Here is a 23,948-nt window from a genome sequence, read left to right as displayed (position 1 = left end):
TCGCCTCACGCCGAGCGGATTTTATGATCCACGGAGAAGCGGCCGGCGCCGGTGACGTAAAGCAAGAGCAGACCGCCGATGATGCTGACGTTTTTGAAGAAGTTGATCTCGTTCTCGAATTGCGCCGCGCCCGACAGGTTCCAGAAATGATGCCCGATGATCGCCGTGGCGAGCGTGTAAAGCGCCAGTAGGAGCGCCAGAGGCCGGGTGAAAAAACCGAGCGCGATGGCAAGACCGACGAAAAATTCCATCGTGACCGCGACGGCAGCGGCGATTTGCGGCAAGGGCACGCCCGTGTGTGAGAAATAGGCGACAGTCCCGCCAAAGCCGGTCAGCTTCTGCCAGCCGAAGATCAAAAACAGTAAGACCAGACAAATGCGCGCCGCGAGCAGGATCGCGTCGCTGGCAACTTCTGCACCGTAAGAATTACTCATAGGTTGCCCCCTCTTCCGTCGCTGGCGCGAACTTAGCACAAGGCCCGCAGCCGGCCACTGACGATCAGACAAATAAGGCAGCTTAATAGAAGTTCTCTATATGACGTTTTGAGAGTTCCATTGGATTTTGCCGAGCATCGCCATTAGGTTTGCAACGCACATAAGAGGAGATTTGGCGCGCGCCCAAAGACGGCACCCCAAATCAGCCCCGCGCAGCAATCATAGATGGAGACTATGCCGTGGCTCGTCAGCGCCAAGTTCCAGGTGTCAAGCGCTATAACGCCCCGGCGGGCGGCTGGGGCGCGCTGAAAGCGACGGCCAAGGCCGTCCGCGAGCAGATGGACGCTGGCGCTGCAGGCGTGACCCTCTTCCGGACCAACAAGCCGGACGGATTCGATTGCCCCGGCTGCGCCTGGCCGGACAAGGAACATACGTCCACGTTCCAGTTTTGCGAGAATGGAGCCAAGGCGGTGACCTGGGAGGCGACGAAGAAGCGCGTCTCGCCGGAGTTCTTCGCCCAGCACACAGTTTCCGAACTCTGGAACTGGACGGATTACGAGCTGGAGGACGCCGGGCGGCTGACGCATCCGGTCATCTACGACCGGGCGACCGATAAATATCAGGCGATCTCATGGGATGCGGCTTTTGAGCGGATTGGCGGAGTGCTCCGCGCCCAAAGCGATCCCAACAAAGTCGAATTCTACACCTCCGGCCGCGCCTCGAACGAAGCCGCGTTTCTCTATCAGATTTTCGCGCGCGAATACGGCACCAACAATTTCCCCGATTGTTCGAACATGTGCCATGAGGCGACGAGCGTCGGCCTGCCGCAATCGATCGGGCTTGGCAAAGGCACTGTCTCGCTCGAAGACTTCGATCATTGCGACCTCATCCTGTCGTTCGGCCACAATCCCGGCACCAACCATCCGCGCATGATGGGCACCTTGCATGAATGCGCCAAGCGCGGCGTGCCCATCATCGTTTTCAACCCGCTGCGCGAGCGTGCGCTCGAACGCTTCGCCGATCCGCAAAGTGCGGTCGAAATGTCGACCTTCGGGTACGAAAACATCGCCTCGTCCTATTATCAGGTGAAAGTGGGCGGCGACGCTGCGGCGTTGAAGGGCATTATGAAGGCCCTGCTCGCGCTCGATCGCGCCCCAGGCCGCAATGCGATGATCATCGACCACGATTTCATCGCCGAACATACAAATGGGTATGAGGCGCTCGTCGCCGATCTCGATGCGACGACATGGGACGATATCGAATTTGCGAGCGCGCTCAAGCGTCGCGACCTCGAATCGGTCGCCGCAGCCTATTCACAGTCCAATGCGACGATCCTCCCCTATGGCATGGGTATCACGCAGCACACGAAGGGCACGGAAAACGTTCAGCAGCTCGCCAATCTGCTGCTGATGCGCGGACAGATCGGCAAGCCTGGTGCAGGCATCTGCCCGCTGCGCGGCCATTCCAACGTGCAGGGCGACCGCACTGTCGGCATCACCGAGAAACCCGGTGCCGACATGCTCGCACGGATCGAATCGACCTTCGGCTTTGTGCCGCCAACGCACCACGGACATGACGCCGTCGCGGGAATGCAGGCGATCATCGACGGCCGTTCAAAAGTGCTGATCTGTCTCGGCGGCAATCTTGCGGTTGCCTTGCCCGATCCGGCGCAGAGCTTCGAGGGCATGTCCCGGCTCGATCTTGGCGTTCACATTGCGACCAAGCTCAATCGCTCGCATCTGCTCGTCGGCAAGGAATCAATCATTCTGCCGTGCCTTGGCCGCACCGAGCGGGACGTTCAGGTGAGTGGCCCGCAGGTTGTCACTGTCGAGGATTCTATGTCGATGGTGCATGCTTCCGGCGGCAAACTGCCGCCGGTGTCCGAGCATCTTCGCTCCGAACCCGCGATCATTGCCGGCATGGCGTCGGCCACGATGCCGGAGAGCAAAGTCGCCTGGATGGAACTGGTCGAGGATTACGACCGCATCCGCGACAAGATCGAAGCCGTGTTTCCCGATTTCAAAGATTTCAATGCGCGCATAAAAATTCCCGGCGGGTTTCGCCTGCCGTTGCCGGCGACCGAGCGGATATGGAAGACACCCTCGGGCAAGGCGGAATTCCTCCTGTTCACGGGCCTGAACGAAGACCCGATCGTGCATGATGGCAGCGTCCTGCGGCTCACGACGATCCGCAGTCACGATCAATACAACACGACGATTTACGGGCTTGACGATCGCTATCGCGGTGTCTTCGGCCGACGCGATGTCGTCTTCATCCATCAGGACGACCTCGCGGCGCAGAACATCCAGCACGGTGATGCGATCGATGTCGAAACGGCGCTCCCCAACGGCACGCCGCTGCGGCTCGAGGGCTTTACCGCCATCGCGTATAATATCGCACGCGGTTCGGTCGCGGCTTATTATCCCGAAGCGAATGGTCTTGTGCCGCTCGAATATCACGACCCGCAAAGCGGCACGCCGTCCTATAAGTCGGTGCCAGTGCGGATCACGCGCCACGCGGGAAGCAGCGCCGCGGCCTGACGTTAAGGCCTATCGCAAACAGACAAATCAATCCGCGTGGCGGACGCTCGCCACGCCTTTTTTGTTGGCTAGGAAACGCTCGACGAGTTGAAGCGAAAATCCCAGCAAACCGACGACCGCGCCACAGATGGCCGCCGCCCGCCAGCCGCTCTCCGCATAAAGCAAGGTGCCGATCAGTGAGCCCAACGCCCCACAGCTGAAAACGAGCGTCATATAGATCGCGTTGACGCGGCCGCGAATCTCCGGAGGCACGTCGAAAATGACATTTTGCCCGACGACCTGATTGACCTGCACCGCAGCGTCGATCAACACCGCGAGCACGGCAAGCCAAATGAGGCCGTGCAGGCCGGCAACGCCGATGGTGCCAAGGAAAGAAAGACCGAGCACGGCAGCAGCGCCGCCTGTCGCGACGCCGACATAGCCGCGATCGGCCAGATGACCCGCGATCGGCGCGGCCAGCGCACCACCGGCGCCCGCCAGCGCAAAGAGCGCAATCGCCTGCTCGCTCAAGCTGAACTTTTGCGCGAGGAAGATCGGCACCGTCGTCCAGAACATATTGAACGCGAAAAACATCAGGCCCTGATAAGCCGTCCGCCACCGCACCGGCGGCCTGTCGCGCAGGATACCGATCATCGAAGCCAGAACCTGGCCATAGCGATGACCCGTCTTGGGTTGATAGCGTGGCATCGCGCGTGCCAGCGCGAGACCGGTGACCATCATCAACGCGGCCGCGACGAAGAACACGGTGCGCCAACCGAAATAGCCGGCGATAAAGAGGGAGGCTGGGCGTGCCAGCATGATGCCGCTCAGCAACCCCGCCATGACAATTCCGACAACGCGCCCGCGCCGTTCCGGCGGCGTGTGATGTGCGACATACGGCAGGAGAATCTGCACCGACGGCGAGCAGAAGCCGAGGAACAAAGAGGCGATGAAGAAAGTCGCGGCCGAATGCGACATTGCGATGCCCAGGAGGCTGAGGATCACAACGCCCATCACGCTCAGCACAAGCCGGCGGTTTTCGACGATATCCGCGAGCGAAACCAGGAAGAACAGGCCGGCGCCATAGGCGATCTGCGTCACGGTGACCAGCGAACCGGAGAGCGCCGTTCCCACACCAATCGAACTGCCGATGGAAACGATTAACGGCTGCGCATAGTAGATATTCGCAACGAGCACGCCGACGGAGACCGCGATGATAGCAATCAGCGCCGGCGACAAAGTATTTGTTTCTGTGGCAGTTTTTTCCATGGAGTCCGCGCGAATATCCGTGACTTGCCTTGCGCGTCCTCGCTGGTTCAATATGTTCTTGCGCGGTAGCTAGTCGCGCGAGACCCCGCTGTCTAGGGGACCTGCCACGGCCACGCATGTCACATTCGCGGCACCTGTGCCGCGGCCGCGGTCTGAACAACCAAGTTATGGAATGCGCCCCGGCCATTAGAATGCCGGGCGGCAATCATGTGCACAATAAATAAAGGGGGAGATGGACGATGAGGATCGGCATCATCGGCGCAGGACGCATTGGCAGCGCGCTGGCGCGCCGTCTGACCGAACTCGGTCATCGCATCGTCATCGCCAATTCGCGTGGTCCGGCGACGCTCGCAGACGTCGCAGCAAAAACAGGCGCAACACCCGTTGCAGTTGAAGACGCCGTCCGCGGCGTCGATCTGATCGTTCTGACGATCCCGATGAAAAACGTCAGCCAGCTTCCCAGTGGTCTTTTCGCCTCGGTGCCGGCCGCGACTCCGATCATCGACACGTGTAATTATTATCCGCGTCAGCGCGACGGCCGTATCGCCGAGATCGAGGACAGCTTGGTGGAGAGCGCCTGGGTCGCGCGCCAGATCGGCCATAGCGTGGTCAAGGTGTTCAACAGCATTTATGCGCAGCATCTTGCCGATTTCGGCAAGGAATCCGGTTCGCCGGGGCGTATCGCGTTGCCGGTTGCGGGTGACGATCCGGCCGCAAAAGCGATCGTACTCACCTTGGTCGAAAGTCTTGGCTTCGACGCACTCGATGCCGGCCCGATCGCGGAATCCTGGCGCCAGCAGCCGGGCACGCCAGCTTATTGCACCGATCTGAGCGCAGCGGCGTTGCGGAAGGCGCTGGCCGATGCACCGCACGCGCGCACGGCCAACTGGCGCGCCTAAGCTTCACCCGCGCATTTTGCCCCAGGCGCCTTCAAAGACGAGATCGTCAAGCGGCAGACGTTCCGCCCATTGGCGCGCTTCAAGCTCGGGACGGACGAAGAGCTGATCGACAAAGCCGACGCAGAGATAAGCCACGACCGCGATCTCCGCCGGAATGCCGAGGATCGGACGCAAATCGTCGGGGTCGAAAATGCTGACCCAGCCGACGCCGATTCCCTCGGCGCGCGCGGCAAGCCAAAGATTCTGGATCGCGCAGACAGTACTATAAAGGTCAGTGTCGGGCTGATGCGTCTTGCCGAGGACGACGCGGCCGCCCCGCGCGCGATCGCAGGTGACGCAGATATTCAGAGGCGCTTTGCGGATGCCTTCGAGCTTGAGTTGCCGATAGCGTGCGCCGCGTGTCTCGCTGAACATCTGCGCCGCCTCCTCGTTGCGGTGCAAAAACACATCATGAACTTGCGTTTTCGTCGCCTGATCGCGGATCAGGATAAAATTCCACGGCTGACTGAGGCCGACAGACGGGGCGTGATGCGCGGCTTCGAGAATACGCGTGAGCATCGCGTCGGGAATTGGCCGCGGCAGAAATTCGTCGCGCACATCGCGGCGGGCATGAATGGCGCGATAGACGGCCGCGCGCTCCTCGGGCGAGAAGGCGCCCGCCGGCGCCAGATCGGCCTCGTCCACTGCATCATCGCCGTGTTCGGCAAGCCGCATCGCGCCTCTCCCTGACATTCGGGCGCACCTTTGCATTGTTCTTGATCCGGATCAAAGTGCATCGGACCATTTATCTGCGTAATGGCTCGACGGAGGCACCTATGCGATTATTACTTGCGGCTATTCTTGCGTTGACCGTTTTGCCCGTGCGCGGCGACGAAGTTCCGTTTGCGCAGCCCGCGCCCTCGCTTGATCAGCACCGCCAATCCTATACCGTCGCGCTCAGCGACGCGATGGAATTGACCCAGTTGCGCCATATCAAGCTTTGGCTCGCGGGCAACGCGAAGAACTGGCCGCTGGCGAATTACGAACTTACGCAGCTTAAGGACACGTTCGACAAGGCAGCGGTTCTTTATCTCAATATTCCCCTCGAATATATCGCGTCGGTCGAAAAGCCGCTTGGCACTCTCGCCGACGCCGTCGCGGCGAAAGATTCCGTGCAATTTCGGCGCGGCTTCATGGCCCTGCAAACCGCCTGCAACGAGTGTCACAAGGCCGCCGATGTTGGCTTCGTCGTCATCCAGACCCCGACGGTATCGGTGTTCCCCGACGAAAAATTCGCGCCAGTGCGGTGATGAAAGACCTACCTCTTCCCGAGGTCTATAAGCTTCTGGAGCCCGGCCCGGTTGTCTTACTCACAACCGCGCGGCGCGGCCGGCACAACATCATGACCATGTCCTGGCATATGATGGTCGACTTCACGCCACCCCTGATTGCGTGTGTCGTCAGTAATGGCGATTACAGTTTCGCCGCGCTGCGGGCGACAAAGGAATGTGTCATTGCAATTCCGGACGTTTCGCTCGCGGAGAAAGTCGTCAAGATCGGCAATTGCTCCGGAAGCGACACCGATAAATTTGCGGAATTCGCTTTGACGCCTACGCGTGCTGAGAAAGTCTCAGCACCGCTGATCGAGGAATGTTTTGCCAATCTCGAATGCCGCGTGACCGATACACGGTTCGTGAACAAATACGGCATTTTCATTCTTGAAGTTGTCAAAGCCTGGAAGAACCCGGCAAAATTCGATGCAAAGACCATTCATCATCGGGGCTTTGGCACGTTCGCTGTCGACGGCGAGATTATCCATCTGTCCTCAGAGAAGCCGTAAGGCCCTTCTCGACCCAGGCCGACACCTGATCGAAGATCACCATCCCGGCGACCATCGCTGCGACGAAAAGCAGGGTCGGCCAGCCGCCGAAGCTTAACGCGGTCAGTGCTGGCCCCGGACAGAAGCCGACCAGGCCCCAGCCGATGCCGAAGAGCGCCGCGCCGCCCACGAGGCGTGCGTCGATCCGAGTTTTTTGAGGGAAATGAAAGATCGCGTCGTAGAGCGGCGTTTTCGACCGCCACGCCAGCCGATAACCGATAGCCGTCGTGACGACCGCCCCGCCCATGACGAAGGCGAGGCTTGGATCCCAGGTCCCCGCGAAATCGAGGAAGTTGAGGACCTTAGCCGGATTGCTCATCTGCGAGACGAGCAACCCAAGCCCGAAGATCAAGCCGCAGAGAAAAGCCGCGAACTTCGCCACTCTAACCCCCGATAAGATGACGCGCGACGAAGACCGTCGCGATTCCAGCCGCCATGAAAATAAGAGTCGCAGCCAGCGAACGTTTTGAGAACCGCGCAAGACCGCAGACGCCATGGCCGCTTGTGCAGCCCGAACCCATGCGCGTGCCGATCCCGACCAGCAGGCCGCCGGCGATGAGCACAGGCATCGAAGGCGTGATCGTGAAAGGCAGGGCCCCGGAGAAGGCACGATAGAGGATCGGCGCGACGACAAGGCCGGCGATGAAGGCGAGCCGCCAGCCCATCTCGCTGCGCCGGAATGCAAGGAATTCACCAAGAATACCGCTGATCCCAGCGATACAGCCGTTGAAGGACATCAGCAACGAGGCCGACAGGCCGATTAACACGCCGCCGAGAAGCCCCGAGAGAGGTGTGAAGCTCGTCATGCGGGGAATATGAGGCACGGCGGTAGTATGATCAAATCGCCACCTAAACGCGGTTGCCGGTCTCCGCTTCGGCAAAACTCTGCAAAGCCGTCATCATGCGTTCGTTCTCAATGCGAAAGGCGTGCGCGATGACCGGCGCGAACAGCGTCACCGGCCCTTTCGGCGTCAGCTCGAGCTGACGCAGCACCTGCACGCCCTTCCTTTGCGGCGTCAGCGCATGGAAAAGCTTGATTCCAATCTCGCCGAAAAAGGCCGGCTTGAGTTGCATGGGTTGTTCAAAATTCAGAATCGTCGGCGGCACGAAGCCGGTGATGATCCCGCGCCGGATGCCGAACGGGCTCTCTTCGACATAGGTTGTACCCAGGCGAATGGGACCTTCGGATATGCGCGAAGTCCCGTGAAATGCCGTCGAGCGGGGAAGCCATCGATCATAATCGCGGAGATCGGCAAGTAGCGCGAAGACCCGCGCCGCATCGGCTCCGATAAGCCGTTCAAAGCGAAACTCGATCAATTCTTTGCCTAGTCAATATCTTGAAAGCAAAGCCGATTATCGAATGAATTAAAGCTCAAATCTCGTCTGACAAGTACAGCTACAGCACCGAAGCACTGCGGCGGGACTCGACCCCGCCGCAGCAATAATCATCAGGCCGCGGCCGAAACGGCGCTGCCCTCGCCAACAGAGGCGATCGTCTTAAGGATCTGCGAAGCGATCTGGTAGGGGTCGCCTTGCGAGTTCGGGCGGCGATCCTCGAGATAGCCCTTGTAGTCGTTCTTGGCGAAGCTGTGGGGCACGCGAATAGAGGCGCCGCGATCCGCGATTCCGTAGCTGAACTCGTGGATCGAAGCGGTTTCATGCTTGCCCGTCAGACGCATATGGTTGTCGGGACCATAGACAGCGATGTGATCTTCGCGATTGATCTCGAAAGCTTTCATCAGCTTTTCGAAATAATCCTTGCCGCCGACGTCGCGCATATAGGCAGTAGAGAAGTTCGCGTGCATGCCGGAACCGTTCCAGTCGGTGTCGCCGAGCGGCTTGCAATGGTATTCGATGTCCACACCGTATTTTTCGGTGAGGCGCTGGAGAAGATACCGCGCCATCCACATCTCGTCAGCGGCCTTCTTGGAGCCCTTGCCGAAAATCTGGAATTCCCACTGGCCTTTCGCCACTTCGGCATTGATGCCTTCGTGGTTAATGCCGGCGAAGAGACAAAGATCGAGGTGCTCTTCGACGATCTTGCGGGCGATGTCGCCAACGTTCTTGTAGCCAACGCCGGTGTAGTAGGGACCCTGCGGCGCCGGATAGCCAGCCTCCGGAAAACCAAGCGGACGGCCGTCCTTATAGAAGAAATATTCCTGCTCGAAGCCGAACCACGCGCCGGAATCGTCGAGAATGGTCGCGCGCTTGTTTGAGGGGTGGGCGGTGCCATCCGGCAGCAAGACTTCGCACATGACGAGCGCGCCGTTGGTCCGCGCACCGTCCGGATAGACCGCGACGGGCTTCAGCACGCAATCCGAGCTATGGCCTTCGGCCTGGTTCGTCGAAGAGCCGTCAAAGCCCCATAACGGCAATTGCTCAAGCGTCGGGAAAACATCGAATTCCTTGATCTGCGTTTTGCCGCGCAGACTCGGCACTGGCGTATAGCCGTCGAGCCATATGTACTCGAGCTTGTACTTTGTCATCACAGTTTCCTCTTTACGGCGGAGGTTGGAAAAGCCGTTATTTTTACCGGCAGGCGAGGGGAATTTCTTTGCCTGGGACGCCATTTTTAAGCATTTGCTATGCCAGTGGCCCATCTCCCCTTGTGCCGGCTGGCACCGCGCGCGCAAGGCTTTGGAAGTCTGACGTGCTCGGCGCCCTTTCCGACATGAAAGCCGGCAACTTCAGGCCGTCAAGCGCGTTACCCCGGACGCGGGGCGGATCGGATGCCTTGAATTGCATCGATCTGAACTCAAATTGTGCATTTCGCACAACAAGGCGAAAGCCGGACGGGTCTTAAAGGATCGGCCCGTCCCTCCAGGACTGAGATAGCTATGAGCCCGAATTCCACCTTTTCATCGGCCAAGATCTACGCCTTCCCGGCGGGCGGCCGTGCCACGCTGCGGGCGCGACTGCAGGAAGCCCATCTGAACGCGCTCGGGGTTGCCAAGGCATCGCCCGGGAGCGGCTGGTATCACGAAGCGGCGATGCACGAGGAAGAGGTGGCACGAAAGCCCCGCACGGTCTCGTGGTGGGATGACGCTGAAAGCGAGTCGCAGGCCAAGGGCGTCGCGGTCAAACTTTTCTGACGTCCTCAGGCACCGAAGATCGACCAGCCCATTCGTTTGGTCAGTTCTTCGAGGGCAATCCGTCCCAGATGCGAATTGCCCGCGGCATCGAGGCCGGGCGACCAGACAGCGATCGACGCCTTTCCGGGCGCGATGGCGAGAATACCGCCGCCGACGCCGCTCTTGCCTGGCAGGCCGACGTGATAAGCGAACTCGCCCGAGCCGTCGTAATGCCCGCATGTGAGCATGATGGCGTTGATGCGGCGGGCTCGGTCGGGTTGCACGACCTGCAGGCCGGTCGATGGATTGCGGCCACGGTAAGCGAGAAAGCGGCCGGCCATCGCCAATTGGCGGCACGACATCGCAATCGCGCAATGGTGGAAATACACGCCCAGGGTAAAATCAACTGGGTTCTCGATCACCCCGAAGGACTTCATGTAGTTCGCGAGCGCGCGATTGCGGAAACCCGTGCGATTTTCCGACGCCGCGACCGCCTTATCGATCGTGATCGATGGGTCGTCGGCGAGAAATTGCATGAACCGGAGAATTTCGCCCAGGGCCTCGCGCGGCTGATGACCGGACAGAATGACATCCGTCACCGCGATTGCGCCGGCATTGATGAAGGGATTACGCGGGATGCCGCGTTCGCGCTCCAACTGAACGATCGAATTGAAGGCACTGCCCGAGGGTTCGCGGCCGACGCGGTTCCAGAGCCGGTCTCCGACCATGCCGAGCGCGATCGTCAGCGTAAAAACCTTGGAGACACTCTGAATCGAAAATGGTGTATCGGCATCGCCGGCATAGACGACATTGCCGTCTGCATCGACCACGGCCAGTCCGAATGCATTGGGATCGGCACGCGCGAGTTCCGGAATATAGGTCGCGACCTCACCCCGATCGGGCCGCTGCCGCATTTCCTCGGCGATTTCCTTTACGGCACTTTCAAGTTGGGACATGTGGAAAACCCGCTTCGCGATTGCGAACGAGCCGGTCAATTGCGGCAATAGCGATCCAAGTCAAGTCTCCCTCCCGCATGTCATGAGGGGACGCCCGCGATTGCGGCGACAAGCCTGTTGCGCCACACGGCCGGCTCGGCGAAACATAAAGGGTGCAGCTTCGAATATTGCTCATCGATAGCGATGAAATGCGCGCGCAAGCGCTGACGGAAAGCCTGGCGCGCGCCGGCTTTGCCGAGGTCTTGCACGCCCGCGAAGGCGCCAATCTCAGCGAAGCCGTCGAACGCACGAAGCCGGACCTCATCATCATAGACATGGCACTCCCCGACCGCGACGCGCTTGAAGACGTGCGCGCGGTGTCCGCCGACAAGCCCGTGGTGATGTTCGCCGACAGTGACGACCCGAGTTTTGTCGAAGACGCGATTGCCGCCGGCGTCTGCTCCTATAATCTTTCGGGAATAGCATTTCAGGACGTGAAGCCGATTATGGCTTCGGCGGTCGCACTCTTCCGCCGCTATCGCCGCGTCGAGGACGAACTCGCCGCCGCGAAAACGCAACTGGAAGAGCGCCGCGCGATTGAACGGGCGAAAGCCATTCTGATGAAGCACCGGAAGATGACCGAACCCGAGGCCTATCGCTGGCTGCAGAAAAAGGCCATGGACGAAAACCGCAAGCTTGCTCAGGTCGTGACGCAATTCGTCAGAGAGCACGACATCGAGTCCTCGCCCAAGGCAGAAGAAAAGGCGGGAGAGAAACGATCATGAGCGACATTGTCTCGCTGTCAGCGGCGCGGAAAACCGCGACACCGAAAATGCGGATCGGGCTCCTCCATCTCACCGACGGCGCCCCTGCGATGGTGGCGCATGAATTCGGCTTCTTCGCCGAAGAGGGCATCGAGACCGAACTCTTTGTCGAACCCTCCTGGGCGAATATCGCCGACAAGCTCGCGTTCGGCTTCCTCGATGCCGCAGTCGTCGTGCCGCCGCTCGCTTTCGCTGTGCAGATGGGGCTGCGCGGCCCCGTGCAGCCGCTCCTGATTCCCTCGGCGATCAGTTCGCGCGGCAGTACCATCACGCTCAACAATGCGCTGGCGCAGCAAACGCAGGAGCGCGCCGCGCGGGATAATCTTTCGACGGTCGAGGCGCTTGCCGCGGTCTTGCGTGCGCGGCCTGCGACGCTCGGAATCGTCCACGCCTATTCAACGCACAATCTTTATCTGCGCTATTGGCTCGCGACCGCCGGAATTGAAGTCGGACGCGACGTGAAACTGATGGTCGTGCCACCGGCTCGTGCTGTTGAGGCCTTGACCTCGGGCCACGTTGCCGGCTTTTGCGCCGGGGCGCCGTGGGGCGAAGTGGCGCGCCGTGCCGGCGCTGGCGTGACGATCGCGACGTCGCACGATGTCTGGGCGAACGCGCCGGAAAAAGCCTTCGCCGTGCGCGAACTCTGGGCCGAAGAGAACCCGCAAGCCCTGACCACCGCGTTGCGCGCGCTTTTGCGTGCGGCAAAATTTTGCGACGCGCCGGAGAATGCCTCCTACATTGCCGCGCTGCTGTCGCGCCGCCGCTATTTCGCGCTCGACAGTCACGCGATCCTTGCCTCCCTGCCCAGCGGCGCAATGGGCGACAGTGCGTGCGTTTTTTATCGTGGCGCGGCGACCTTTCCCTGGCGTTCGCACGGCCTCTGGTTTTTGAACGAGATGCGCCGCTGGGGGTTGATTGATCCCACTGTCGATCTGCGCGACCTCACCACGCGCGTCTACCGCCCTGATCTTTATCGCGCGGCGGCGCAAACGATGGACATCCCCGTCCCGACCGTGGATTGGAAAAACGAAGGCGCGCACGACAAGCCGTGGATGCTCGAGGCTGCGCCCGAGGCGCTTGCGATGCCGGCAGATCGTTTCTGCGACGGCACCGTCTTCGAGCCTGAGAAAGTGCCGCCGACGGGCGACCCGACAGCCAAGAGTGCGCTGCACAAGTTTTGATCCATATTGTTCAGCATCTGAGCGTTTTGCTTCGCGGCAAGCGCAACAGCTCGCTTGGATTTTGCGTTTTCGCTCTGCAATGGCGATGGCACACCTCTTGCGATCCGTTTTCCGTCGGCCCGCGCTTTTTGCCGCCGTCAGCAAACTATCTAATGGCGGATAGTTTCGTCTCAGCATCGTTTCTCGCGAGCTAATGGCGGTTCGCATTCCGGATGAATCCGGCAGCGCTAAGCGCTGATGCGTGCCAGGCCGATGAAAATCTATGTGTTCGTAGCTCGTGTGCTGTCGCCCGTGAATTTTTCGCGCGCGAGCGCCATGTGCTGCTGCCCGGTCAGCACCATCGCCGCATTGCGCCTCTTGCAGAGTGAGGAGCAGAGGGGATGAAGACGCATAAAGTCGAGCAGCTCATTATTGCGACCGTGGGCTTCTTCTGGTGCTTTCTGATGTGGTTTTCCACCGCAGCATTCAGCCCAAGCATTGCCGCGCATTACCATCTGAGCATCAAGGCGCTCGGGTTGCTCGCAAGCTCCGCGATCTGGATGGCGCCAATCGGCCGCGTGGTAGCCGGATGGGCCTCCGATCGTTTCGGCGCCCCGCGCACATTCGCCGTGATCCTTGTCGTCTGCGGCCTCGTCTCGATCGCCTCGGCCTTCACGCAAAACTATGAGCTGCTCTTCGTAGAACGTGTCTTCGTCGCGATCGCCGGCGTTTCCTTTGTTGTCGGCATCCAGCATGTCGCGCAATGGTTCAATGCCAATGAGATCGGCACCGCTGAAGGTCTCTATGCGGGCACGGGCAATGTCGGCGCCGGCATGGGCGCGCTGGTTCTGCCGCGCCTCTTCGGCACCGATTATCATTCCGCCTTTCTTTGGCTCGGCATCATCGCGCTGTTCATCGCGGCCTGGTATCTCATCCGTGGACGCGCGGCCAAGACAGTCGAACAGGGCGCCATCGCCCGCCAGCGCAGCGATCTGCGCAGCACAGCTTTTGTCTGGAGCCGCTATATCGCCGTCGCGCTGATGCTTGCCTATGCGATGTCGTTTGGTCTTGAGGTCGCGATGAATGCCTGGCTGCCGGGCTATTTCACGCGTGGCTACCACGCGGCAATCCTGGCGCTGGGCTTCACCAATATCGCGGGCTTGCAAATCGCTGCGGGCACGTTCGCAGCGGTCGAATCTTTCTGCGCCTCGCTGTTCCGGCCGTTCGCGGGCTTCATGTCCGACCTGTTCCAGCGTAAGGGCTGGACGCCGCTGCCATTCATTGCCAAGTCGCTCCCCTATGCGCCGCGCCTGCATTGGCTCGGCATCGCGCTGATTCTCATCACACTGGCCATGGGCGGCCTGACATTCGCCGGGCTTACCGGGTCGCTGCACGCGTCCGTACTGACGCTCGTCGCGCTTGGCGTCTTCATCTCGTTCGGCACTGGCGGCACATTCGCACTCGTGCCGCTGCTCTTCCCCGACCGGCCCGGCACGGCCGCGGGCTTCATCGGCGGCGTTTCGACGGCGGCCGGGATCGTCTATCCGCTCATCTTCGCAGCGAGCACGAACATCCACATGGGTTACCTCTATGTCGCCCTCTACATGTTCGTGCCGATCATCCTCTTCTACTTCTGGGCGGCGCGCTACGAGCGTCACCCTGAAGAGCACGGCATTTTCACGAGCGCGCTCGCCGTCGAAGACGCGTGAGCCTTATCCGATCATTCTCACATGAACTACGAGGTTCCCATGCACGCGCCAATCTCCTCCGACACGCAAGAGCCATATGAGCCCTGGTACAAATACGGCGTCGCCTTTCTCTCACTTGAAATGGTCATCGCTATCGCCGTGAGCGCCTATTCGCTCTTCATGACGTTCCACGGCATCGGTGGTTTCCCCGGAAAGCACTGACGCACGATAGAGATCGGAGAACGCCGATGACGCCCGAACAAATCCATCTCGTACAATCGAGTTTCGAGAAGGTCGTGCCTATCGCGGACGACGCTGCCGCCTTGTTCTATGGGCGGCTGTTCGAAATCGCGCCCGAGGTTCGCCCGCTGTTCAAAGGCGACATGGCAGACCAGGGCCGCAAACTGATGATGACGCTCGGCACGGTCGTACGCAGTCTCGACCGGTTCGACAGCATCATGCCGGCGGTCAAGGCGTTGGCGGTTCGGCATGTCGAGTTTGGCGTCAAGCCGCGGCATTACGAACCCGTCGGCTTCGCCCTGCTGTGGACATTGCAGCAAGGGCTCGGTGAGGCTTTCACGCCAGAGACGTCGGAGGCGTGGGCCAAAGCCTACGGCCTTCTCAGCAAAGCGATGATTGCCGCGGCCACTGCGCCATCCGAAGTTTGAGGCGAACGCAATGTATCAGGACAAGAAATTTCCGACCTCGCCCTCGAACGAGCCGCTGCGGCTCGTCATCATCGGCAACGGCATGGCACCAGGCCGGATGCTGGAACATCTGCTCGAAGAGGCGCCGGATCGCTATAAGATCACGATCTTCAACGCCGAGCCGCGCGTCAACTACGACCGCATCATGCTGTCGCCCGTCCTCTCGGGCGAGAAGGAGTACGAGCAGATCGTCATCCATGGCGACGGCTGGTACATCAAGCATAATATCACGCTCTATAAGGGGCATAAGATCGTCGCGATCGACCGCGACGCGAAGACGGTAACCTCAGACCACGGCGTGACAGAAGGCTACGACAAGCTCGTCATCGCCAGCGGCTCGACGCCAATCATCCTGCCGGTGCCGGGCAACGATCTGGCCGGCGTTCTGACCTTCCGCGATCTTGACGATGTGAATGCCATGATGCTCGCCGCGCAATCGCGCGCTAAGGCTGTCGTCATCGGCGGCGGCCTCCTCGGCCTCGAAGCCGCGGCGGGGCTCAGTTCGCACGGCATGGATGTCACCGTGCTGCACCTGATGCCGACGCTCATGGAACGCCAGCTTGATTCCGCCGCCGGCTATCTGTTGCAGCAGGCCGTCGAGTCACGCGGGATCAAGGTGATCACCAAGGCGAATACGAAGGCGATCCTCGGCGACGGCAAGGTCGAGGCCGTCGAATTGGCCGACGGCACGATCATTCCAGCAACGCTTGTCGTCATGGCCGCGGGCATCCGGCCCAACGGCGCTTTGGCCAAACGCGCCGGTCTGGATGTGAACCGCGGCATTCTTGTCGATGCCCATATGCAGACCTCCGGCCCCGACATTTCGGCAATCGGCGAATGCGCCGAAGTCGGCGGCCACACCTATGGCCTTGTCGCGCCACTCTACGATATGGCGAAGGTTCTTGCCGCACGACTCGCGGGGCGCGAAGCGGCGGGTTTCGTCCACAATGACACGGCGACAAAGCTCAAAGTCACAGGCATCGATCTTTTCTCGGTCGGCGATTTTGCCGATGGCGAAGATCGTCAGGAGATCGTTCTGCGGCATGGGTCGGCCGGCATCTACAAGCGGCTTGTGCTCAAGGACAATCGCATTATCGGCACGGTGCTCTTCGGCGAAACGGGCGACGGCGCCTGGTTCAACGATCTGAAAAAAAAGAGCGTCGACATTTCCGACATGCGCGAGACGCTCATCTTCGGCCAGTCTTATCAGGGAGGTGCCCCGCTGGACCCTATGGCGGCCGTTGCAGCCTTACCGGATGACGCAGAGATCTGCGGCTGCAACGGCGTGTGCAAGAGCGCGATCACCAGCGCGATCGCAGCCAAAGGCCTGACCTCGCTCGACGATGTTCGCGCCCACACCAAAGCCTCCGCCTCGTGCGGCTCCTGCACCGGCCTTGTCGAGCAATTGCTGAAGCTCAGCCTGGGCGAGGCCTATAACCCGGCTGCGGTGCAGCCAATGTGCAATTGCACCGATCTCGGCCATGATGACGTGCGCCGCCTCATCAAAGCGAAAAGTCTCAAGACTATTCCCGCCGTCATGCAGGCGCTTGAATGGAAAACCTCCTGCGGCTGCGCGAAGTGCCGCCCGGCCTTGAATTATTATCTCGTCTGCGAATGGCCGGATGAATATGCCGACGATTATCAGTCGCGTTTCATCAACGAGCGCGCGCACGCCAATATCCAGAAAGATGGCACCTATTCCGTCGTGCCGCGCATGTGGGGCGGCGTGACGAGCGCGGCCGAGCTGCGCGCCATCGCCGATGTGGTCGAGAAATTTGCCATCCCAACCGTGAAGGTCACCGGTGGCCAGCGCATCGATATGCTTGGCGTGAAGAAAGAGGATTTGCCCGCCGTCTGGGCCGATCTGGGCCAGGCCGGCTTCGTCTCCGGCCATGCTTATGCCAAAGGCGTCCGCACGGTGAAGACCTGCGTTGGCACGGATTGGTGCCGCTTCGGCACGCAGGATTCGACGGGTCTCGGCATCCGCATCGAGAAATTCATGTGGGGGTCGTGGACGCCGGCAAAAGTCAAAATGGCGGTTTCTGGCTGCCCGCGCAATTGCGCCGAATCGACCTGTAAGGACGTCGGCGTGATCTGCGTGGACTCAGGCTACGAAATCCATTTCGCCGGTGCGGCGGGCCTCGACATCAAGAGCACCGAAGTCCTCGGTCTCGTGCAGACGGAAGACGAGGCTTTGGAGGTGATCGTCGCGCTTGTGCAGATGTATCGCGAGCAGGCGCGTTATCTCGAACGTATATACAAATGGACGAAACGCGTCGGCGTCGCCGAAATCCGCCGTCAGATTCTCGACGATGCGGATAAGCGCCAAGCCTATTTTGACCGTTTCGTCTTCTCGCAGAAATTCGCGCAAGTCGATCCGTGGGAGGAACGCGTGTCGCGCAAGCACAAGCACGAGTTCAAGCCCATGGCGGTTATCGATTTTGCTCCGGCAGCGGAGTGATGATCATGAACTGGATCGACATCGGCACCGTCACCGATATTCCCCGCCGCGGCGCGCGTTGCGTGGTCACGCCGCAAGGCAGGATCGCAGTCTTTCGCACGATGGACGATCAGTTCTTCGCCATGGAAGACCGCTGCCCACATAAAGGCGGCCCACTCAGCCAGGGCATCGTGCACGGCAATGCCGTGACCTGCCCACTGCATAATTGGGTCATCTCGCTCGAAACTGGCATGGCGCTCGGCGCGGATAAGGGAAGCGTCAAAACCATTCCACTGCGGCGGGATGGCGAAAAGCTTTATCTCGCTTTGGACGCAGCCATGCGGCTGGCCGGATAATGGAAGCCGCGGCGACCAAAACCACCTGCCCCTATTGCGGCGTTGGTTGCGGCGTCATCACGAGCGTCGCGGGCGACGGCAGCGTCGCGATCCGCGGCGATACGGAGCACCCCGCGAATTACGGACGGCTTTGCTCGAAGGGGTCGGCCCTCGGCGAGACGGTCGATCTCGACGACCGGCTGCTGTATCCTTCGATCCACGGCCATCGTGCAAGCTGGGACGAAGCGCTCGATCTCGTCGCCGGGGCATTTTCGAGCACGATTGCCGAACACGGCCCGGACTCGGTCGCGTTCTATGTCTCCGGTCAATTGCTGACGGAGGATTATTACGTCGCCAACAAGCTGATGAAAGGCTTCATCGGCGCGGCGAATATCGACACCAATTCGCGGCTCTGCATGGCTTCTTCCGTCGCCGGACATCGGCGCGCCTTCGGTGCAGACACGGTGCCGGGAACCTACGAAGATCTCGAGCTTGCGGACCTGATCGTCCTCGTCGGCTCCAATCTCGCCTGGTGCCATCCCGTTCTTTATCAGCGTATCGCCGCGGCAATGCAGAAGCGCCCGCAGATGAAGATCGTGCTCGTCGATCCACGCCGGACGATGACAGCCGACATTGCAGAGATGCATCTGGCTGTGCGTCCTGACGGCGATGTCGCGCTCTTCAACGGGCTGCTTGCATGGCTTGCGGACCACGACGCGCTCGATCGCGCCTATATCGCCGGGCATACCAGCGGCTTCGATGACGCGTTCGCCGCGGCAAGCGCCATGTCATTTGATGAAATCGCAGAACAGACCGGCGTCGCGGCGGATGAACTTCGTGCCTTCTACGCGCTCTTCGCGCGGACCGAAAAGGTCGTCACCGTCTACAGCCAGGGCGTCAACCAATCCTCTGCCGGCACCGACAAGGTCAATGCGATCATCAATTGCCATTTTGCAACGGGGCGCATTGGCCGGGCGGGCATGGGGCCATTTTCCGTCACAGGCCAGCCCAATGCGATGGGCGGGCGCGAGGTCGGCGGCCTTGCCAACACGCTTGCCGCGCATATGGAGATCGAAAACGCCGAACATCGCGATTGCTTGCAACGCTTCTGGCGCGCACCGACGATGGCAGAGCGGCCGGGACTGAAAGCCGTCGAGATGTTTCGCGCTGTCGCCGACGGGCGCATCAAGGCGATCTGGATCATGGGCACGAATCCGGTCGTCTCCATGCCCGACGCGGATTTCGTCGAAGCCGCGCTGAAAGCCTGCCCCTTGGTTGTCGTGTCGGACGTCGTCGCCGAGACCGACACGCTGCCTTGCGCGCATATCAAACTGCCTGCGGCAGCCTGGGGCGAGAAAGACGGGACCGTTACCAATTCCGAGCGGCGGATTTCGCGACAGCGGCGTTTTCTGCCGCTGCCCGGCGTTGCGCGGCCGGACTGGGACATCATCTGCGACGTCGCCCAACGTATGGGCTTTGCCGATGCCTTTTCTTTCAAGTCCGCAGCAGAGATTTTCGCCGAATATGCCGCGCTCTCGGCCTTTGAAAATGATGGCGCGCGGGATTTCGATATCGGCGCCTTTGCCGATATCGACGCGGTTCAATTCGACAACATGGTGCCCTTCCAATGGCCGCGCCCGACAAAGAGCGCGCCAAGCGAGACGCGTTTTTTTGCCGACGGAAATTTCTATACGGCGGATCGCAAGGGCCGCTTCATCGCTGTGACGCCCTGCGTCGAGACGCGCACAAATTCAAAGTTCCCGTTCGTCTTGAACACCGGACGTGTGCGTGACCATTGGCATACGATGACGCGCACGGCGAAGAGCCAGCGCCTGTCGCAGCACCTCGCCGAACCTTTCGCCGAAATCCATCCGCGCGATGCGGCGAGACTCGGCATCCACGATGCGGATGTCGTGCGCATTTCCTCCGCGAATCATTTTGTGCTGGTGCGCGCGCTTCTCTCGAAACGGCAGGCGCGCGGCGCCGTCTTTGTCCCAATGCATTGGAACGACCAATTCGCATCACAGGCGCGGGTCGATAGCCTTGTGCCCTCGACCACCGATCCCCAATCCGGCCAGCCGGCGTTCAAACATGTGGCTGTCGATGTCGCACGCTTTGAAGCCGATACCTATGGCTTTGCTGTCTTGGCCGATCGTCCTTGCGATCTCGATGCGGATTATTGGGCACTGGCGAAATGTCGTGGCGGCTGGCGCCTCGAACTTGCGCTGGCAGGTGGCGCGCGCGACTGGACGGATTTTGCTAATTCGCTTTTCGGCTGCGGGCGCGATGCCGATCTTCTATTCTATCAGGACGTGACAGGCGGTCAGCATCGCTTCGCCTGCTTTGAAGGCGAACGCCTCGTCGGCGCCTTGTTTCTCGCCGCCGAGCCGGTGTCCGTCTCGCGCGATTGGGCCGTCGAACAATTATCGGTGAGCCTTGCCGATCCGCGCCACCGTTTCTCGATCATCGCAGCGCGACCCGGCGCCGGCGGCTTTGATCGTGGCGCCACTGTCTGCTCGTGTTTCGGCGTCGGCGCAAACCAGATCACCGCCGCCATCGCTGCTGGCTGCAGCAGCGTCGAGGCGGTTGGACAATCAACGCAGGCCGGCACCAATTGCGGCTCGTGCCGCGCCGAGATCAGGAAGATCATCGACGCGAACCAGCAATTGAACCAGGCACATCAAGGCGACATGCAAACCGCGCCGGATGAAAAGCAACCCTGCGCCGCGACTTTGTAATCGCGGCGCCGGTACACGGCTCAATAATCGCTGACCGGGCTCGGATCGTAAACACTCGGAATATATTCGCCGCAGGCGTTGATACGCGGCTGCTGACCTTCCACGACGGAACAGGATTGCGAGTTCTTTTGCGGAGCTGCCACGGCGGCCTGCCATGCGTCGCGAGTGAGATGATGCTTAGCGTGATGCGCGTCCGCAAAACCAATCGACGCACCGAAGATGAATAATGCAAGTATGAATTTTTTCATGGCGCTCTCCTGAGATAGTCGAAAGGCATCGGCTTTTGAGGCGCACCGTTCGATCTATTGAGGAGACTCGCGCTTTCGCTGTTTTATTCCGGCAGAAGCAACTTTTTCGTGCGCCGAAAGACGGCGCTGCTTTTATTGTTTTCTGAAATCGTCGACGAAGCTTCTGAGTTCGGCCGGATCGAGATCGGAGACGGCAAGATATTTAAAACCGTTCCCCGTCCAGTCGACCATGTTGTAACCATCGACCGTCTTGGAAACCGGCTCGACGCTTTGCATCCCGTCGCCCTTGAGCGGGATCGCAACAACCGAAATCAAATGCTTCCGGCGCCCATAAACGAGTGTCGGGACAGCGTCGCCCGCGACGACATCGACACGGCCTCCGACAAGCGGAAAACCCGCCGCGGAAAGGTCCGCCGTCGGCGGTGACATACCAAGCTTCTGATCGAGCCAGGGCTTCACCGTGTGCCGATCCGTGGACACAACATCGATCGGACTCGTCGCAAGCAGGCTACGATGATGGTCATTTGCCACCTGGTCTTCTACCGAGAAGTCATAATGCGGCGCTGATGAGAGCAAATATGTTCCGCCGCTGGCGGCGAAGGCCGTCAGCACGACGGAGGCGGCGAGCGCACGCCAGCTCGGATGATCAAAGGATAAAATCCGCGCCTGTGGTCGCGCGGATGTGGATTTGGCGTCAGAGGTAATGGCGGCAATGCGCGCGGCGAAATCGGGCGAGACAGTCGGCTTTCCCAGAGCCTTCGTGCGCTCTTTCACCGCGAGGATGCGCGCATATTCGGCGGCGAGCACCGGATCGGCCGCGAGCCGCGCCTCCAACGACATGGCTGCCGCGGCATCCAATTCGCCATCGGCCAAAGCGTGCAGCAGCAGATATTCCGAGGATGAGACCTCTGTCATGACGCAGCCTGTTCAATGTGGGCGGCAATCTGCCCGCGCGCGCGCGACAGCCGCGACATGACGGTTCCGATCGAGATCGACAGCATTGCAGCGATTTCTTTGTAGCTCAGGTCATTGATGTCGTGGAGAATCAGCACTTCCCGATAAATTCGCGGCAGCACACCGACCGCCGATTCGATCGCGGCCATGTCTGCCTTTCTGATGAGATCTGCCTCTGGATCGAGCCGGGGATCCTCCTGCAAACCAATCTCCGTCTCGTCCATCTCCACCGACGTGCCAGCCAGAACGATTTCCTTCGGCCTGTTCTTCGCGAGCCACGTAAAGCAGGTGTTGCGCACGATGCTCAGGAGCCACGGGCGCGGACCGCGCCCTTCATAGGACTCGATCGCCTTGAAAGCGCGGATAGAGGCCTCTTGCACGACATCCTCGGCGTCATGCACGCTGCCGGTCAACCAACGTGCAAGCGCCAACGCATCGGGAAGATGCGGCACAACGATTTGCCGAAACAGTTCGGCAGATTGTTCGCTTGCATTCAAGTTCATGCCCTAAAACAACCTGGCGCAGACACGCTCAACGCGTAACGATAATCTTGCCTTGCATGTGTGGATGTAACGTACAGAAATAAGGAAATACGCCGGGTTTGTTAAAGGTGACGTGCGCTACATCGTCGGTGTCAAGTGCCTTGGAATAAAAGCTTCCGTCTGTCGCCGCGACCCTATGCGGAATATCGTCTTCGTTCTTGAAATTGACCGTGGTTCCAACTTTCACCTTAAGATCAGTCGGCTGGAACGTGAAGTTCGATATCGCCACGGTTACGACATTCGACGACGCTGAAGCGTCACCATAGCCGGCAACAGCCAACGCAATGATAAATAAAACCTGTTTGATTCTCATGACGCAATCCTCTCGCACACTCAATTGTCAGCCAACGTCTTATCGGTGATTGCGAGTGGCTCTGTTCCGAGACTCACGGAAACGCGCGTTATGCCGAGCACTTTGCGCAATTGGTCGTCTGGCACCTTCATTGGTCCGGGCGCGGGGGCCTTGCCAGGCGCCGGCTGCAGAAACGCCGTCGAGCGCGCCGTATGGAAGGTTATGTGGCCTTCGACTTTTTGGATGATCTGGTGAATATGGCCGTTCAGGACGGTCACCGAACCGAAGCGGCGAAGCAATTGCAGAACCTGCGCGCCGTCGTCCGTTCCCCATCCCCAATCCGCATAGACTGTCCAGAGCGGGATATGCGCGAAAACGACGATTGGTGTCGAATTTGACTTGTCTTTCAAGTCATCGGCGACCCACGCAAGCTGATCCGGTCCGAGGTTGCCGAGACCGCCAGCTTTCAGATTGACGACGTTGACCAAGCCAATGAAGTGGACGCCGTGATCATCGAAGGAATACCAGCCCGCACCGTGCTTGCCCGCGCCGTAGCGATCCGCATAGAGCTTGCCATTGTTGTCGTCGATGAGATCATGTTCACCGGGCACGTAATGCGTCTCAAGACCGGTTTCGCCGATGATCTGCGCGGCGTCATCGAATTGAGACGCCAGCGATAAATGGGTGATGTCGCCGGTGTGGATCATAAACGCTGGCTTGACCGGCAGCGCCTTCACCTTGCCGATTGCCTCCTTCAAAGTATCGATCGCATGCGGATTGGCCGCCTTGTTGAACCCGATGTGGCTGTCGGATATCTGCATGAAAGTGAAGGGACTTTGCGACGCTTCCGCCGCTTCGGCCGTGCCGAGTAGCCCAAGCGATTTCGGCACCCCGCCTGAAACCGTCCAGAGAACGCCGGTGCCGGCCCAAACCATGCATTCAAGGGCATGGCGGCGGGAGGGGTCGTGAGGCTGATCTTCGTCTCGCATCGTGGCAATCTCCTTGCTGTCCGATGATGAGACTCCGGCCTTCGGC

General features: G+C 60.3%; 26 protein-coding genes. 13 read left to right on the top strand and 13 right to left on the bottom strand.

Translation table 11 applies throughout. The features are described 5' to 3' along the window. Positions 1 to 5: 5 nt before the first annotated feature. On the bottom strand, positions 6 to 434 hold the full coding sequence (locus tag WDN02_RS08050; protein ID WP_337292994.1) for a DoxX family protein: 429 nt from the start codon (positions 432 to 434) through the stop codon (positions 6 to 8). A 239-nt stretch (positions 435 to 673) separates the two neighbouring features. On the opposite strand from WDN02_RS08050, the gene WDN02_RS08045 reads away from it, so the two are divergent. Further along, on the top strand, positions 674 to 2,974 hold the full coding sequence (locus WDN02_RS08045; RefSeq protein ID WP_337292993.1) for an FdhF/YdeP family oxidoreductase: 2,301 nt from the start codon (positions 674 to 676) through the stop codon (positions 2,972 to 2,974). Positions 2,975 to 3,001: 27 nt separating this feature from the next. Here WDN02_RS08045 and WDN02_RS08040 read toward each other — a convergent pair whose 3' ends face one another. Further along, complete coding sequence (locus tag WDN02_RS08040; protein ID WP_337292992.1) at positions 3,002 to 4,222, bottom strand: MFS transporter; 1,221 nt, start codon at positions 4,220 to 4,222, stop codon at positions 3,002 to 3,004. 239 nt (positions 4,223 to 4,461) lie between these two features. Between WDN02_RS08040 and WDN02_RS08035 the strand changes: the two genes are divergently transcribed. Then, the gene (locus tag WDN02_RS08035) at positions 4,462 to 5,121 is read left to right on the top strand and encodes an NAD(P)-binding domain-containing protein (RefSeq protein ID WP_337292991.1); all 660 of its coding nucleotides are present in this window, start codon (positions 4,462 to 4,464) and stop codon (positions 5,119 to 5,121) included. 3 nt (positions 5,122 to 5,124) lie between these two features. On the opposite strand, the gene bluB is transcribed toward WDN02_RS08035, so the two are convergent. Further along, positions 5,125 to 5,835: a 5,6-dimethylbenzimidazole synthase gene (gene bluB / locus WDN02_RS08030; protein ID WP_337292990.1), complete on the bottom strand. Its 711-nt coding sequence runs from the start codon at positions 5,833 to 5,835 to the stop codon at positions 5,125 to 5,127. 101 nt (positions 5,836 to 5,936) lie between these two features. On the opposite strand from bluB, the gene WDN02_RS08025 reads away from it, so the two are divergent. Together WDN02_RS08025 and WDN02_RS08020 are read left to right on the top strand one after the other, a co-directional pair. Next, complete coding sequence (locus WDN02_RS08025) at positions 5,937 to 6,410, top strand: hypothetical protein (RefSeq protein WP_337292989.1); 474 nt, start codon at positions 5,937 to 5,939, stop codon at positions 6,408 to 6,410. Further along, complete coding sequence (locus tag WDN02_RS08020) at positions 6,410 to 6,940, top strand: flavin reductase family protein (protein ID WP_337292988.1); 531 nt, start codon at positions 6,410 to 6,412, stop codon at positions 6,938 to 6,940. The genes WDN02_RS08025 and WDN02_RS08020 overlap by 1 nt, the downstream gene beginning before the upstream one ends. Here WDN02_RS08020 and WDN02_RS08015 read toward each other — a convergent pair. The 4 genes from WDN02_RS08015 to WDN02_RS08000 all read right to left on the bottom strand — a co-directional run bounded on the left by WDN02_RS08015 (position 6,912) and on the right by WDN02_RS08000 (position 9,465). Continuing rightward, positions 6,912 to 7,361 (bottom strand): YeeE/YedE family protein, encoded by a 450-nt coding sequence (locus tag WDN02_RS08015; protein WP_337292987.1) that lies wholly within the window; start codon positions 7,359 to 7,361, stop codon positions 6,912 to 6,914. The two genes, WDN02_RS08020 and WDN02_RS08015, sit on opposite strands and share 29 nt — an antisense overlap. Before the next feature lies 1 nt (position 7,362). After that, on the bottom strand, positions 7,363 to 7,803 hold the full coding sequence (locus WDN02_RS08010) for a YeeE/YedE family protein (RefSeq protein WP_337292986.1): 441 nt from the start codon (positions 7,801 to 7,803) through the stop codon (positions 7,363 to 7,365). Positions 7,804 to 7,828: 25 nt separating this feature from the next. Continuing rightward, positions 7,829 to 8,296, bottom strand: a complete 468-nt coding sequence (locus WDN02_RS08005) for a hypothetical protein (RefSeq protein ID WP_337292985.1) — start codon at positions 8,294 to 8,296, stop codon at positions 7,829 to 7,831. Between the two features lie 131 nt (positions 8,297 to 8,427). Continuing rightward, entirely contained in the window at positions 8,428 to 9,465 is a 1,038-nt protein-coding gene (locus tag WDN02_RS08000; protein WP_337292984.1) for a glutamine synthetase beta-grasp domain-containing protein, read from the bottom strand. Positions 9,466 to 9,816: 351 nt separating this feature from the next. On the opposite strand from WDN02_RS08000, the gene WDN02_RS07995 reads away from it, so the two are divergent. Then, positions 9,817 to 10,071, top strand: coding sequence for a DUF2735 domain-containing protein (locus WDN02_RS07995; protein ID WP_337292983.1), 255 nt, complete (start codon positions 9,817 to 9,819; stop codon positions 10,069 to 10,071). A 5-nt stretch (positions 10,072 to 10,076) separates the two neighbouring features. On the opposite strand, the gene WDN02_RS07990 is transcribed toward WDN02_RS07995, so the two are convergent. Further along, the gene (locus WDN02_RS07990; RefSeq protein WP_337292982.1) at positions 10,077 to 11,006 is read right to left on the bottom strand and encodes a glutaminase; all 930 of its coding nucleotides are present in this window, start codon (positions 11,004 to 11,006) and stop codon (positions 10,077 to 10,079) included. Between the two features lie 152 nt (positions 11,007 to 11,158). Here WDN02_RS07990 and WDN02_RS07985 point away from each other — a divergent pair, with 152 nt between their 5' ends. The 8 genes from WDN02_RS07985 (at position 11,159) to WDN02_RS07950 (ending at position 20,877) form a co-directional block, all read left to right on the top strand. After that, positions 11,159 to 11,770 (top strand): ANTAR domain-containing protein, encoded by a 612-nt coding sequence (locus tag WDN02_RS07985; RefSeq protein WP_337292981.1) that lies wholly within the window; start codon positions 11,159 to 11,161, stop codon positions 11,768 to 11,770. Next, positions 11,767 to 12,990: a CmpA/NrtA family ABC transporter substrate-binding protein gene (locus tag WDN02_RS07980; RefSeq protein WP_337292980.1), complete on the top strand. Its 1,224-nt coding sequence runs from the start codon at positions 11,767 to 11,769 to the stop codon at positions 12,988 to 12,990. Before WDN02_RS07985 ends, WDN02_RS07980 begins: the two co-directional genes overlap by 4 nt. A gap of 380 nt (positions 12,991 to 13,370) precedes the next feature. After that, positions 13,371 to 14,678: an MFS transporter gene (locus WDN02_RS07975; protein WP_337292979.1), complete on the top strand. Its 1,308-nt coding sequence runs from the start codon at positions 13,371 to 13,373 to the stop codon at positions 14,676 to 14,678. 39 nt (positions 14,679 to 14,717) lie between these two features. After that, on the top strand, positions 14,718 to 14,879 hold the full coding sequence (locus WDN02_RS07970; RefSeq protein WP_337292978.1) for a hypothetical protein: 162 nt from the start codon (positions 14,718 to 14,720) through the stop codon (positions 14,877 to 14,879). Positions 14,880 to 14,905: 26 nt separating this feature from the next. After that, positions 14,906 to 15,325: a globin family protein gene (locus tag WDN02_RS07965; RefSeq protein WP_337292977.1), complete on the top strand. Its 420-nt coding sequence runs from the start codon at positions 14,906 to 14,908 to the stop codon at positions 15,323 to 15,325. Between the two features lie 10 nt (positions 15,326 to 15,335). Next, positions 15,336 to 17,825, top strand: a complete 2,490-nt coding sequence (nirB, locus tag WDN02_RS07960) for a nitrite reductase large subunit NirB (RefSeq protein WP_337292976.1) — start codon at positions 15,336 to 15,338, stop codon at positions 17,823 to 17,825. Next, the gene (gene nirD, locus WDN02_RS07955) at positions 17,825 to 18,160 is read left to right on the top strand and encodes a nitrite reductase small subunit NirD (RefSeq protein ID WP_337292975.1); all 336 of its coding nucleotides are present in this window, start codon (positions 17,825 to 17,827) and stop codon (positions 18,158 to 18,160) included. The genes nirB and nirD overlap by 1 nt, the downstream gene beginning before the upstream one ends. After that, positions 18,160 to 20,877, top strand: coding sequence for a molybdopterin-dependent oxidoreductase (locus WDN02_RS07950; RefSeq protein WP_337292974.1), 2,718 nt, complete (start codon positions 18,160 to 18,162; stop codon positions 20,875 to 20,877). The genes nirD and WDN02_RS07950 overlap by 1 nt, the downstream gene beginning before the upstream one ends. A gap of 20 nt (positions 20,878 to 20,897) precedes the next feature. Here WDN02_RS07950 and WDN02_RS07945 read toward each other — a convergent pair whose 3' ends face one another. The 5 genes from WDN02_RS07945 to WDN02_RS07925 form a co-directional block, all read right to left on the bottom strand. Continuing rightward, positions 20,898 to 21,125, bottom strand: coding sequence for a hypothetical protein (locus WDN02_RS07945; RefSeq protein WP_337292973.1), 228 nt, complete (start codon positions 21,123 to 21,125; stop codon positions 20,898 to 20,900). Between the two features lie 132 nt (positions 21,126 to 21,257). Continuing rightward, positions 21,258 to 22,040 carry an anti-sigma factor gene (locus WDN02_RS07940; protein WP_337292972.1) on the bottom strand — a complete coding sequence of 261 codons (783 nt, stop codon included), beginning with the start codon at positions 22,038 to 22,040 and terminating at the stop codon, positions 21,258 to 21,260. Beyond that, positions 22,037 to 22,582 carry a sigma-70 family RNA polymerase sigma factor gene (locus WDN02_RS07935; RefSeq protein ID WP_337292971.1) on the bottom strand — a complete coding sequence of 182 codons (546 nt, stop codon included), beginning with the start codon at positions 22,580 to 22,582 and terminating at the stop codon, positions 22,037 to 22,039. The genes WDN02_RS07940 and WDN02_RS07935 overlap by 4 nt, the downstream gene beginning before the upstream one ends. 28 nt (positions 22,583 to 22,610) lie before the next feature. Beyond that, complete coding sequence (locus WDN02_RS07930; protein ID WP_337292970.1) at positions 22,611 to 22,934, bottom strand: cupredoxin family copper-binding protein; 324 nt, start codon at positions 22,932 to 22,934, stop codon at positions 22,611 to 22,613. 20 nt (positions 22,935 to 22,954) lie between these two features. Beyond that, positions 22,955 to 23,902: a metallophosphoesterase gene (locus tag WDN02_RS07925; protein ID WP_337294894.1), complete on the bottom strand. Its 948-nt coding sequence runs from the start codon at positions 23,900 to 23,902 to the stop codon at positions 22,955 to 22,957. Between the last annotated feature and the right edge of the window lie 46 nt (positions 23,903 to 23,948).

The sequence above is a fragment of the Methylovirgula sp. genome (genome assembly GCF_037200945.1).
Taxonomy (GTDB): domain Bacteria; phylum Pseudomonadota; class Alphaproteobacteria; order Rhizobiales; family Beijerinckiaceae; genus Methylovirgula.
The sequence above is the reverse complement of the archived record's forward strand: the minus strand, read 5'-3'. Positions and strand labels throughout refer to the sequence as shown.